The sequence below is a fragment of the Nitrosococcus oceani ATCC 19707 genome (assembly GCF_000012805.1).
Lineage (GTDB): Bacteria > Pseudomonadota > Gammaproteobacteria > Nitrosococcales > Nitrosococcaceae > Nitrosococcus > Nitrosococcus oceani.
On the sequence record NC_007484.1, the window covers coordinates 2,208,457 to 2,220,739 of the forward strand.

Genomic DNA, 12,283 nt, shown 5'->3' on the forward strand with positions numbered 1-12,283 from the left:
TTATTCGGTTTCCGCTCCAGAGACATTAGAAATCCGACGAGCCAGATAATACCCTATCTCCCCCGCTTCCTTACTATGTAACAATGTCCAAGTAACCGGCAGAGACGGTAAAGGGTCGCGCCTCCGAGTCTCCAGATAAATATAAGCACCGGGGACCAACCAGCCACCACGCTCCAAATAGGCGCAACAGGGTTCTAGCAAACCGCTTTCAAAGGGAGGATCTAAAAAAGCAATATCAAAACTTCGCACAGAACCACGCAGATAAGCCAAGGCATCACCGGCAATGACTTCTATCTTCTCGGCGGAAAAATGTTCTACCTGGAGCTGAATTGCTTGATACGCTCGTAGATCTTTCTCTACCATGACTACTGCCGCTGCACCCCGGGAACTTGCTTCCAAACCGAGCACACCACTGCCTGCAAACAGATCCAAACAACGGGCGCCGCTGATTACCGGCTGAAGCCAATTAAATAAAGTTTCCCGAACCCGATCAGGCGTGGGCCGCAACCCCGGGCGGGCCGAAAAATCGACTTTCCGGCCACGCCAGAGACCGCCAATAATCCTAACCTGGCTCCGGAGAGGTTTAGCTCTACTCCTTGGTGGCACCGCCCACCATAACCGTGACCATCTTATCTAAATCGATCCGTTTCTGAAAAGCCTCCCGAATCTGGGTAGCCGTGACCGCCTCTACCTGGGAAATGAAGGTCTCCAGATAATTCCGCGGCAATTGATAGAAAGCAATCATGGCAAGATATTGGACCTTCTCCCCATTGCTGTCGATTCGCAGGGGAAAACCGCCAGTAATATTTTGCTTTGCTAGCTGAAGTTCCTTCTCGCTGGGACCTGTGGCAATAAAATTTTGCAGGGTCTCGCGCAACACTTCTAATGCTTCCTTGGCCTGTTCATTCCGGGTTTGTAGCGACAGAACATAAGGCCCTCGGCGCCGCATGGGGCTAAAATAACTATAGGCGCTATAGGTCAGTCCTCGCTTCTCTCGAAGCTCCACGCTGATCCGGGAAACCAAACCACTGCCGCCTAAAACATGGTTGCCCACATAAAGGGGAAAATAGTCAGGATCACCCCGGCGCACCCCTATCGTTCCCAGGATAATAGTCGTCTGACTAGAAGGATAATGAATGGTTTCTATTTCTGTCTTTTTGATTTTGGGGACAGGAGACAACGCTGGTGCTGGCTTTCCCGTTGGCAAATCGCCTACCACCTGCTTGGCTACCTGCTCGGCCTGGGGCCGCTCTAGCGCACCCACAATTGCCACTATCGCATTGCTAGCTACATAGTAGCGCCGGTGGAAGGCCAAGGCATCCTCCTGGGTTAAGCTAGCCAACCCTTCCTGGGTTCCTAGAGGCAGATGCCCATAGGGGTAGTCGCCATAAAGGCGGTGATAAAAAGCCCGGCTAGCAAGACTGCTCGGCGACTGCAACTGCCTTTGTAGAGCAGTTTCCATTCGCTTACGTACCCGCTCAAAAGCCGCTACCGGCATAGTAGGCTGCTCCAAAACCAAGGCCATGGTCTCCAATGCCGGCTGCAAAATTTCAGACTCGGTCAAGCTACGCAGGCTGACTACCGCCATATCCCGTTCGGCCTGGGTACCAAACTGGGCGCCCAAATTATCAAATCGCTTGGCGATGGCATCGGCATCTAACTCACCCGCACCTTCCGGTAAAAGGGCGCTGCTCAGTTGGGCCAACCCAGGTTGGTTTTCATCCCGGGCCGCACCTGCGTCGAAGACTACGCGGACATCCACCATGGGCAATTCCTTGGCCTGGATAAAATAAACCCGGGCTCCGTTAGCCATCGTCCAATGCTGAATATCAGGCGCCGCTAAACTTACAGCAGCAATACTCCAGAGCAGTAAAATTGCAAGACTACGAAACATGGCGACCTCCTTCCACGGGCTGAGTCGAAGGCGCTTTTTCTCCTGGCTCAATAGGTAAAGGCACCAATTCCGCCCGGGTTAACCTGGCCTCCAACAAATATTTCTGGGCAACCGCCTGGACTTGTTCAGGGGTAATGGCGCGCACCTGATCCACATAGGCATCCGCTAGCCGCCAGTCTAGCCCAACCGTTTCCAGCAACCCTAGCTGCATGGCCTGAAAAAACATGGAGTCCTGTTCAAAAACCTGATGGGCAACTACCTGGTTTTTGATTCGCTCCAGTTCCTCCTTGCTCACGAGTTCTTTTTGCAGGCGCTGAATCTGTGCCCAAATAGCCTCCTCCAACTCGGCAATAGTCCGTCCCTGGGCCGGTACTCCAGCAATCACAAATTGGTCTTTGATGCGCCCATACAAATGGTAGCTGGCCCCTACGCTGGTAGCCACTTGGCTGCCCCGGATAAGTTCCCTGGAAAAGCGAGAACTACGCCCTCCATCTAAAATCCCGCCTAACACCTCCAGGGCATAGGCTTCCCAGTCTTCTTCCGCGTTCTTTATAACCGGCACCTTCCACCCTAACAGCAAATAAGGCAGCTCAGCCGGTGCCCGCACAAAAATCTCCCGCCGGCCAGTCTGGGAAATCTCCTCCTGGGGTTTGGGGGGAGTGATTTTCTCTGGTTTTAAGGAGCCAAAATATTTTTCAGCCAAAGCATGGACGGCCTCAGGGTCTACATCTCCCACGACCACCACAGTGGCATTGTTAGGGGCATACCACTTCTGATACCAGGCTTGCAAATCCTTGAGTTCATAGTGTTGAATATCGCTCATCCAACCAATCACGGGATGATGATAGGGGCCGCTGAGAAAAGCGGTAGCGTTGAAACGCTCGTAGGTCAAGGCATTAGGATTATCCTCAGTGCGCATGCGCCGCTCCTCCATCACCACCTGCTTTTCCTTCCGTAATTCTTCGGGAATGAGCACTAGGTTGCGCATGCGATCAGCTTCCAGCCGGAAACTGACCTCTACCTGGTCATTGGCCATCTGCTCAAAATACGCTGTGTAATCCCGGCCCGTAAAAGCATTTTCCTCACCCCCGTTAGCAGAAATAATCTGCGAAAATTGGTTTGGCTCCAAATTTTTAGTTCCCTTAAACATCATATGCTCTAGCATATGGGAAATACCCGTAATCCCATTGTACTCATAGCTAGAGCCCACCTTGTACCACACTTGGGAAACCATCACCGGTGCCCGAGGATCTTCCTTAACCAGGAGCTTTAGCCCGTTCTTCAGGGTAAATTCATGTACTTTGGCCATAACTGCTAGTGGCAACATCAGGGCCAAAAAGATTGTTAGCAAGCGTATGAGTGGCGTCATTGTCTTCCTTCTTGGTTAACGCTATAGAAATTGGTTTTTAAAATCAGCAATAATGATAGGATACTTAATCGTAAGCATTATCTAATGAGTCATAAAAGCCATGGTAAGTTTCTTTAAGCGTAAGCGAAAGAGCCCAGAACAGAATTCAGAAGCGACTCTTCCTCCGGTAGCCGCCGAAGCTACCAGAGAAGCCAGCTCAGAGACCGGAGCCGGGGAAAAACAATCTTTATTCAAGCGCCTACGTGACCGCCTTGGCCGCACCCGCGGTAATCTGACGGGTGGTATTGCTGACCTGATGCTAGGCAAAAAATCCATTGATGATGAGTTGTTGGAAGAGATTGAAACTCAACTGCTTATTGCAGACTTGGGAGTCGAAGCCACTCAGGCCATTATTGAGGATCTCACCATTCGAACTTCCCGCGAGCAACTCCAAGATGCGGAGGCTTTGATGGAGGCCCTACGGGAGAATATGCAAGAATTACTGACGCCTTGCAACCAACCGTTAATAATTCCAGCAGCTATTAAACCCTTTGTCATTCTCATGGTAGGCGTTAATGGAGTCGGTAAAACCACCACTATTGGCAAGCTAGCGAAAAAATTCCAGGCTGAGGGCCGCTCGGTAATGCTCGCTGCTGGCGATACCTTTCGTGCTGCAGCGGTGGAACAATTGCAAGTATGGGGTGAACGTAACCAAGTTCCGGTCATGGCCCAGCACAGCGGAGCTGATTCCGCCTCAGTAATTTTTGATGCCGTGCAATCGGCCCAGGTCCGGGGAATCGATGTGCTAATTGCGGATACCGCAGGCCGGCTCCATACTCAAACTAATCTTATGGAAGAACTTAAAAAAGTGAAACGAGTTATGGGTAAAGTAAATCCCCACGCTCCCCATGAAATAATGCTGACCGTGGATGCTGGAACAGGTCAAAATGCACTAAATCAAGCTAGGCAATTCCATGAGGCCGTTGACCTTACCGGGATTATCCTCACCAAGTTAGATGGTACTGCTAAAGGAGGGGTAATTTTTGCCATTGCTAAAAAAATGGGACTCCCGATCCGTTTTATCGGTGTCGGCGAGGGCATTGATGACCTTCGCCCTTTCAATGCCGAGGAATTTGTTAATGCCTTACTTACCCCCCTACCTCCAAGAGAAACCGAAGAACTTGAGAATTCATCAGGACAGCCGAGTTAAGGAATATCATTAACTAAGCAGCTATGCCTGTCTCGTTTATTCACGGATAGCTAGTAACACTTATCAGGCCACTGGCGGGGGAACCTTTCCCTAATATTAGCACTCTTATGATAAGAGTGCTAATATTAGGGAACTTCTTTTATTTAAGAGGAATTTATGGAACTGACTGTACGCAATGATAATGGGGCGTTAGTACCCGTAGCCGTTGGTAATCTCAATACCTACTGCCAAAATGCCCATAGCATCCCTGTGTTAAGTGCAGAGCAAGAACGATCCCTTGCCCTTCGGCTTAGGCAGCATAATGATCTGGAGGCAGCTCGGCAGTTGGTCCTCTCCCATCTTCGTTTCGTCATCCGGATTGCGCGGGGATATAATGGTTATGGGCTTCCTCTGGCAGATTTAATTCAAGAGGGCAATATTGGTCTTATGAAAGCGGTCAAACGCTTCGATCCAGAGCAAGGAGTGCGTTTGGTGTCTTTCGCTGTCCATTGGATCCGGGCGGAAATCCATGAATTCATTCTTCGTAACTGGCGTATCGTCAAAGTCGCAACCACCAAAGCCCAGCGCAAGTTGTTCTTTAATCTGCGGAGCGCTAAAAAACGTTTAGGCTGGCTCAATAGAAAAGAAGTAGATGAAGTCGCCCAGGATCTGGGTGTCAGCCCCAAGCAAGTAATGGAAATGGAGGCTCGCCTGAGCAGCCAAGATGCGCCTTTTGATGGCTCTAACGCGGAGGAGAGCGAAAATGGCATCCCCGCGCCGATGGCTTACCTTGCAGATCCATCTGCTGATCCAGCCCAGAAAATGGAGCTGCTGGATCAGGAAAATTATTATGGCCAACGGTTACAACAGGCATTGGAAGTGCTAGATTTGCGCAGCCGCACTATCATTAACCGCCGTTGGCTTCAAGAAAACAAAAGCACCTTACACGAACTCGCAGCGGAATACCAAATTTCTGCGGAGCGCATTCGCCAATTGGAAAATAACGCCATAAAGAAGATGCGTTCCGTACTCGCTGACTAGCCGCTCCTCAAACTGAGAAGCGGCATATTACCTCATTGAAAAAGGGAAAACGGGCTTCAATTATCAGCGCTCCACCACCTGCCACTACGGCTTTAACCCAGCTCGTCCAAGGAGGGCCTTGACGTAGTCCGCCGGAATCGCATAAGTAATTCCGCTGGGATGTTTAAGAACGTTTTCCTTACTACCTTTAACAAAAACTTTATTGACCACGCCCAGCACCTGTCCTGTATCCGGATCATAAACGGGACTGCCACTATTACCCGGATATGCTGTAGCATCTAGCTGAAATACTTTAAAAGGTTGCCGGCGTAGCTGCTGAATACGCTGAGGGTTAAGATCTTGGCTAGCTCGTCCTGCCGTGGCAATGGGGGTAATGGCTGAGACGATGCCACGGTGGGTCACCGGATAGAGTCCCAGCACGGGTCCAATCGGAAAGCCGGTAAAAGCAACCCCTTCTCCCTCACGGACTTGTGAGGGGTTTCCCAGTGAAAGAGAGGATAGAGAGCCCCCCCCTATCTTCAGGAGGGCAAGATCATGAACGGCATCCACAGCTACTTTCTCCGCTTGCCGTACCTGCCCCTTAACACCGACAAAAACTGCAATATATTCGTTACGCTCTGAATTAAGCTCAGAAGGCAAAACATGGGCATTAGTCACCACATGCCGGCCATCAGCAACTACAAAGCCTGTTCCCCGATAGCGTGCTTGGACGCCCCGAATGGAGGCATAAGTACCCACCCCCACCACCGCCTGTTTAACGTGCTCGATGGTATCCGCTAAATCCGCCAAGGCAGGAATTGCCGTGAAAAGCAGCAGGCTAATTTTTAATGAAAACCACCCTCCTTGCCACAATATTCGACACAAATTCATCCGCTTTCTCTAAGATTACCTTTTAAATCCGGGTAATGGTGCCTACGTATTTCCTGGCGTAATGGCGTGTAGAACCAAGGTAACCACCAAGCAAGTAAAGCCAATACAGCATCAGTAATATCAGGGTATCGGCCTGCAATGTATTGCTGATTCCATTCCAAGGTGAACATCCCAACAAACACCCCGATTCCTCCCCAGACCAGTATCCTTCTGGGCCGTTGGGGGCGAAGATGAAGTACCAGTATACTAAGGGCAAAAAAAGGCCAAGCACCAATGAGCGTATCAACAATGCCAATCACGGTGCTAGTCAAGTGCCCCTTGAAAGGTATCCAGTTAAAATTAGAGATTAGCCACGTTGTCCCAACGCGTAGTTCGTCAATAATAACCGCCCCAAGAATGGCAACGATACTGCTTACAATAGCACCCCTTGCTGGTAACTGCCGCAGCAAGGCAAATCCCACTACCCCTACTCCCGCACCTGCAAGGGCCTCAGCAGAGAGCGGGCGACCCACCACGGGTATTTTAAACAATAGCACCGCGCTAATGAATACCGCAAACCACCAAAACGCGGATTTATCGGATTTTAAGGCTGCGGCACCCACCGTGCCCAGCGCCATGATGGTCAAAATATATACTACCATCTGGTTAAAATCGAGGGGGATTTGCTGTGTCAACGTATACCATAACGGCTTTAATTCCTGACGCAGGCCAGAGATATCAAGCGACGGAACCCATGGACTGGTTTGAGAAAGCCCCCACAACCCTAACAAAAACATGCTTGCGCTGGCTAACGCTCCAGGCCGTATGTGGGCTTGACGCAATGAAAGTAGACACTCATAAATCCGGCCTTGGGGACGTACCGCAACGAAGAGCAAGCCGCCCGCAAGGGCTCCCGTAGTGTTAAGCGCTAAGTCTAGGAATGAAGATACTCGGCTGGGTAGGTAAACCTGTAAGGACTCAAGCAAAAAACTTAATACCGTTCCTCCCAAAAGAGCAGCAATAATTTTGCCAATAGGGGAACGGGAAATAACGGCGCGAGCAAGCAAGAAACCTAACGGGATATAGACGACAATATTGGTAAAAATATCTGAATAGCTAACTTTCGATCCGTGCCCAAAAATAGGCAACCACCCCGATTCCAATGGGACTCGCCAATCATGCAACGGATAGAGGGTACCATAAGCCAGCAATCCCGCGTAGATGATTACCGACAATAAGCGAAATGGTTTAGCCTGCCCTTTGGAATACATCATGCATAATCTCCCGTTAGCGTGGAGATTATGCATGAGCGAAAGAAAAAAATCTAATAACTCCCTTTATAATTCAATTACCTAAAAAGAAACAGTGATATTTATTACCTGCTAGAGGCCAAAACGGAATAATTTACCTCTCTCCTATTTTTACTCTCTCCATGTTCCAACAAACGTTAATCATTAGTATATACGATGGTAAGTTTAGGCATGAGTGTGGGATCGGCCGTATAATCATTGCTGCGGAAACGTTGAAGATTACTATTACCACTCACAGACACTAGGCGCCAGCCGTGGTTGGCTTGGCCATTGCTCGTGGCTTGGATACCAGCAGCGATATCAATCTCAAGCCACTGGGGATCCCAACCCACCCCCGCTTGGCTATCAGCAACGGCATTATAAATCGGCACCGCTGCCGCCCGCGCCACTTTCGGTCCACTCAACACCGCTGCGAGGCTCATTCCACGCTGTAATAGCCGATGAGCACGGTACACAAATTGGAAAGGGGACCCTTCACGCTCTACATGGGAAAATGTTGCTGTCGTAGGTATGAGTAGATGGTGGCGCAGCATCAGGACCATCAACTGGCATAATAAAACCCAGGTCATCTTGGGTGATCTGGCTAGGCAGGGAGGCCTGTTCCCATAAGCGCGTGGTGCCGCGCCATCGATAAACGTCATTACCGTTGTAATTGGCGTGACCGCCCCCATAAATGATGAGATCGCTTCGATTGGAGTCCCAGGCAAACGAGTTCCACGCACCGATGATCCTCGACGGAGTCGGGTTACTAAGCCCCCTAAGGGGGCGCAGATTAGGGGGCGTCCATACATCGGCAAAACGGTTAAGGTTAACTTTAACCCAATCTCCTTCTGGCAACGCATCGAGAAGAGTTATCAGTCCGCTGAGATCAGGCGGAGTTCCAAGCGCGTTTCGCTGGGCGGTCGGAGCAGATCTTTGCTTAGGCGTTAAGTCAGCTTTTGGCCTATCAGTAGCCCCGGTTTTGGAGGCTAATACTTCAACGGCTAACTGCAATACCAGCGAATTCCAACAAGAAGAAAGCCGCAGCAAGCAATAAAGAGCAGCGCCGAATTTTGTGGCTAAAATAGCATTTTATGGAGTATGAGTCCTTTCCAGGCTATAAAAAACGATTTAGCAGGCTATAATTATTGGTTAACTTATATTGATATATTTATAGAATAATTCCTATTCTATCCAGAGCTACAAAGGCTGCATCAAAGCAAAAGGGAAAGTTCCGGTATGAGGCCAGGATGGCGGTAACGTTAAGCAGTTTTCTCACATAAACCTGCCGCCGGTATCTGAAGGGTGGGCAGGTGTTTTGAGCCTTCCACAAAAGCTTCCCAGTACCGGCAAATTACTTCCAGTTTATCGAGCACTATGCACGCCGCATCAACTTGTTGCGCCAGCCGCTGCGCCCGGTTTCCCCCAATGGAAGGATCAAAGCAAACCCGGGATACTAGCCGCGATCCCGGTGCAATTCTAAGCGCGCCAAGCCAAATCCCTTTCTCACACCGAATTCGAACCGGCTGCCCAATATGACAGCATTTGGCTGCTAAGCGCTGCTCCGCCTCTGAACTCCCGGCGGGAAGCCAGGGGGATAAATCAGCATTCAACCAATGATAGGCCATAACGGCCTCCTCGTAGGTTAACAAGGCCGAAGCTCGGCGTATCAGGAAGGTAAAAATGGTAGGAACACTATCCCATGAATTGCTCTCTTCTCCATTAACCCGACGATAGACAGAAGGTGGCAGTGGTTCGATATATGAGCATCCGTCCATGCGGGTGTGCAACATTTCAGCGAAGTCGTGGAAAATGCTGTGCCGCCTTCGCGAGTCCGCGGCGAAAAAAGCCTCCATTTCCCATAAAGCTGCCTGCCATCGCAGGAGCAATCCGTAGTTAGGTGAGGTGCCCAAATGCAGTACTTGTTGGGACCACCGCCATTCCTCCGGCACCTCCCAGCGGCTCACATAGCCACTGAGACCCTGGGGAAAGGGACTGTCTACATCAATACTGCTAGCTACCGATGAGGGAATCAGGAGCGCGCCAGCAAATGGCGGGCCAGTAAAGAATTTCGATCCGGTCGCAATCACGTAGAAACCCTGACGCAGATAGGTAGCCAGATTGGCGCGGCTCAACCGCATTTGGGCCGCATCCACAATGACCGCAACTCGCTCGCCATAAACTGCCTGCAATTTTGCAATGCAGTCGAGACTAGGCGCCCCTAAGCCTGTTTTGGAGGAGTCTAATAAATGAATGAGCACCGAACTGCCTGCTTCAATGCCCGAACTCACCCATTCATGCAGACAGCCCTCCACTTCGTTGCTCGACAAGAGCCGTCCCGTCTCATCGCGCAATTCCAACTCCTGCACTTGAATCTGATCGCAGTGTAGGCCCTCTACCGCCATACCAGGCTGAACCGCGCCACCCAGTGGACTGATATGGTCGAAATGCTGACCGGCAGCTGCATAACGGCTACCACTACCAATCTCCCGTGGGGCGATAAGAATATTCAATAAGGGCCGTTTGGCTACTGCGCTGGCACAGTGCACCGCAAACAACTCTGCATCCGTACCCGAGGGTGTCAACAAAATTTTAGCGCCAGGCACTTGCTCAAGCCGCAATACTTGAGCCAAGCGTCGCCTTATTCGTGCCATCTCCTCAGCAAATCCGTTTACCAACTGACCGGCTAAAGCCAGCGGGAACAAGCAACGGCGCTGCGCTTCAGCGCTCGCAAAACCCGGTTCAGAAATCGATGATGCCGTACAGGTTGAAAATGTAATGGCCCAAGGGCGAGGGCTGGGGCTGCAACCATATTTATTAAGTCCCGAATCCGGGTGGACCAAAAGCCGTTGGTCGCCCCCGAGGGTTAAGAGACGCTCAGTGGGTTGGGCAATCGCTAAGCTCTCTGCGGCGCGATTAATAGCAATTTCATTCTTTTCATTAACAGGGGAAAGAAAATCGTTGAAACTATGAATAAAACGGAGAAAGGGCACCAAGCTAGTCACAATAACTTGTGGCAAGGTAAACTGCTTGCGCTGAGATAACAATATTTCGAAAGCCTCCCTCAGCCAAGGGGGATCGGCATCCAAAACCCGGTTTTGGTCTTCCGAGTGCATGCTTTCAAGAACAAGCAGACTGGAATGCAACGCAAGCAAGGCCGCCGCGACTGCTTCATTGGGTGTATGCGCCGCTCGCGCCCAGGCGAGTTGCTCGACCCCGTGCCGCAAATGGAAAATTGCCAGCGCGGGATGCGCGAGCACCGAGGGATCAATCCGCAAGGTTCCATCCTGCTGAATTTGCAAGGATTGCTCCTGAGCGGACACCCGGACTGAAAAACCATGCAGCAATATATTAATAACAGGAGCCTGGAGTGTGGATTCCAAGACACGGTATTGTTCTGGTGTCAAGGATGTTTCTAATGTCGGCTCCACACTGCGAGCCAAGCGGCCATAAGTTCGAGAAACTTCTTCAGCATCCATCGTCATTTAGAAGTACTCCTTAAAAAGCCCTATCTTCCATTATTTGACAATATCTTAGCTCTACATATATCTATGTTTGCGCAGCATCTCTCTCAATGGACCTCGATTCATGCCTGCATCAACTACCAGCTGGGGCAAGCGTACCCCGCCGATGATATTGACTTCGAGCATCACCGGCCCCCGATCGGTCAACGCAATATCCCACGCCTGCATTTTTAGGCCTGGCAATGACGCCGTGCCCTCCCGGCAAAGTTCCAGCGTCTGCTCCCAGTTGGGCAAAGTAATCCCTACCAGCTTCTCCCCCGTATCCGGGTGCTCGGAAACATTGCGGCGTTGTAACCCCAAACCCGTAAACATCTGCCCCACGACTCCCGTCTCAGGGTCGATAGGCCCTACTAAATTTCCAGGCTCCCAATAATTATCAGCCATTGCGTTGCCCACAGCGACTTTCCAGAGAGTGCTAATTATGATAGGCGCCGGGTCCAGCAGGGTCACTACGCGGACACTGCAAATGCGGTTACCACATAGTTCCAATAGCATGGGATGTGGCTTCAAAAGCTCCTGAAAGAGCCACCCTTGTTTCACCAGGGGCTCAAGAGCAGCCACAAAATCCGCTATAGCCATACGCTTCCCATTAACCAGCACCAGTTCATCGCTTTCATGCTCAAGGCGCTCGATGGCGTATACATTTTTACCCCACATTCCAAGCACAGGCTTGGCAACCAAAGGGAATGGCGCCTGTTCACGAAGAAACTGCCCGAGCTGCGCCCCGTTTCGCACTATAGGCAAGGCGCCATGGCGGCGTATCGGATGAAAGAACCCGTACAATTTGGGCGACGGCAATTGCAAGGCTTCAAATAGGCTGCATGCCACCAGCTTGTCGTTCGCAATGGCATGCCATGACCAGGAATCGAACAGCTCCCATAGATCGTACTGCATGTGCCGACCAAGGAAAGTCCGCTTCTGCTCGGGGCTGAAACGCCGATCATCAAATAAACAATACTGATAGTATTCATCAGGAGCCAAGCGGCCCTTGCCCCAGCGCAGGGCAATCATCTCGGAAGCCTGACCCAGTAGTGACTTCCCAGAGGCCTTTCGCGCCGCCCTGCCATGTTCCCACAGTACCCCCGGCAACGCGGCAAAATCTTTGCAAAACCGGCTAACGCGCTGGCGCAGTCTCCAAAACATAACGGC

Annotated in this window: 11 protein-coding genes; 2 read left to right on the plus strand and 9 right to left on the minus strand. The window is 50.9% G+C overall.

Going from position 1 to position 12,283, the window contains the following annotated elements:
* Genes rsmD through NOC_RS10395 form a run of 3 tightly spaced genes read right to left on the minus strand, consistent with a single transcriptional unit; the run spans position 1 to position 3,263 of the window.
* Positions 1 to 606 (minus strand): 16S rRNA (guanine(966)-N(2))-methyltransferase RsmD, encoded by a 606-nt coding sequence (gene rsmD, locus NOC_RS10385; RefSeq protein WP_011330797.1) that lies wholly within the window; start codon positions 604 to 606, stop codon positions 1 to 3.
* Positions 590 to 1,894, minus strand: coding sequence for a M16 family metallopeptidase (locus tag NOC_RS10390; RefSeq protein ID WP_011330798.1), 1,305 nt, complete (start codon positions 1,892 to 1,894; stop codon positions 590 to 592). Before NOC_RS10390 ends, rsmD begins: the two co-directional genes overlap by 17 nt.
* Positions 1,884 to 3,263 (minus strand): M16 family metallopeptidase, encoded by a 1,380-nt coding sequence (locus NOC_RS10395; protein WP_011330799.1) that lies wholly within the window; start codon positions 3,261 to 3,263, stop codon positions 1,884 to 1,886. The genes NOC_RS10390 and NOC_RS10395 overlap by 11 nt, the downstream gene beginning before the upstream one ends.
* 100 nt (positions 3,264 to 3,363) lie before the next feature.
* Here NOC_RS10395 and ftsY point away from each other — a divergent pair, with 100 nt between their 5' ends.
* Together ftsY and rpoH are read left to right on the plus strand one after the other, a co-directional pair.
* A complete protein-coding gene (ftsY, locus tag NOC_RS10400; protein ID WP_002808872.1) occupies positions 3,364 to 4,452 on the plus strand; it encodes a signal recognition particle-docking protein FtsY in 1,089 nt (362 codons plus the stop codon).
* Between the two features lie 156 nt (positions 4,453 to 4,608).
* Entirely contained in the window at positions 4,609 to 5,472 is an 864-nt protein-coding gene (gene rpoH / locus NOC_RS10405) for an RNA polymerase sigma factor RpoH (protein ID WP_002809641.1), read from the plus strand.
* Between the two features lie 84 nt (positions 5,473 to 5,556).
* On the opposite strand, the gene NOC_RS10410 is transcribed toward rpoH, so the two are convergent.
* From NOC_RS10410 to NOC_RS10430, 6 genes are all read right to left on the minus strand, one after another.
* Positions 5,557 to 6,342, minus strand: coding sequence for a S1 family peptidase (locus NOC_RS10410; RefSeq protein WP_002808524.1), 786 nt, complete (start codon positions 6,340 to 6,342; stop codon positions 5,557 to 5,559).
* Positions 6,339 to 7,595, minus strand: a complete 1,257-nt coding sequence (locus NOC_RS10415; RefSeq protein ID WP_147094448.1) for a VanZ family protein — start codon at positions 7,593 to 7,595, stop codon at positions 6,339 to 6,341. Before NOC_RS10415 ends, NOC_RS10410 begins: the two co-directional genes overlap by 4 nt.
* Before the next feature lie 173 nt (positions 7,596 to 7,768).
* A complete protein-coding gene (locus tag NOC_RS10420; RefSeq protein WP_147094449.1) occupies positions 7,769 to 8,086 on the minus strand; it encodes a hypothetical protein in 318 nt (105 codons plus the stop codon).
* A gap of 19 nt (positions 8,087 to 8,105) precedes the next feature.
* On the minus strand, positions 8,106 to 8,624 hold the full coding sequence (locus tag NOC_RS17480) for a hypothetical protein (protein ID WP_147094450.1): 519 nt from the start codon (positions 8,622 to 8,624) through the stop codon (positions 8,106 to 8,108).
* Between the two features lie 248 nt (positions 8,625 to 8,872).
* Positions 8,873 to 11,095 (minus strand): hypothetical protein, encoded by a 2,223-nt coding sequence (locus tag NOC_RS10425; RefSeq protein WP_011330802.1) that lies wholly within the window; start codon positions 11,093 to 11,095, stop codon positions 8,873 to 8,875.
* A gap of 54 nt (positions 11,096 to 11,149) precedes the next feature.
* The gene (locus NOC_RS10430) at positions 11,150 to 12,277 is read right to left on the minus strand and encodes a sugar-transfer associated ATP-grasp domain-containing protein (protein WP_002808823.1); all 1,128 of its coding nucleotides are present in this window, start codon (positions 12,275 to 12,277) and stop codon (positions 11,150 to 11,152) included.
* Positions 12,278 to 12,283: the final 6 nt, after the last annotated feature.

Coding starts and splice junctions, on each gene's coding strand:
- NOC_RS10410 (WP_002808524.1), bottom strand. CDS start 6,342: ATGAATTTGTGTCGAATATTGTGGCAAGGAGGGTGGTTTTCATTAAAA.
- ftsY (WP_002808872.1), top strand. CDS start 3,364: ATGGTAAGTTTCTTTAAGCGTAAGCGAAAGAGCCCAGAACAGAATTCA.
- NOC_RS10415 (WP_147094448.1), bottom strand. CDS start 7,595: ATGATGTATTCCAAAGGGCAGGCTAAACCATTTCGCTTATTGTCGGTA.
- rpoH (WP_002809641.1), top strand. CDS start 4,609: ATGGAACTGACTGTACGCAATGATAATGGGGCGTTAGTACCCGTAGCC.
- NOC_RS10425 (WP_011330802.1), bottom strand. CDS start 11,095: ATGACGATGGATGCTGAAGAAGTTTCTCGAACTTATGGCCGCTTGGCT.
- NOC_RS10430 (WP_002808823.1), bottom strand. CDS start 12,277: ATGTTTTGGAGACTGCGCCAGCGCGTTAGCCGGTTTTGCAAAGATTTT.
- NOC_RS10390 (WP_011330798.1), bottom strand. CDS start 1,894: ATGTTTCGTAGTCTTGCAATTTTACTGCTCTGGAGTATTGCTGCTGTA.
- NOC_RS10395 (WP_011330799.1), bottom strand. CDS start 3,263: ATGACGCCACTCATACGCTTGCTAACAATCTTTTTGGCCCTGATGTTG.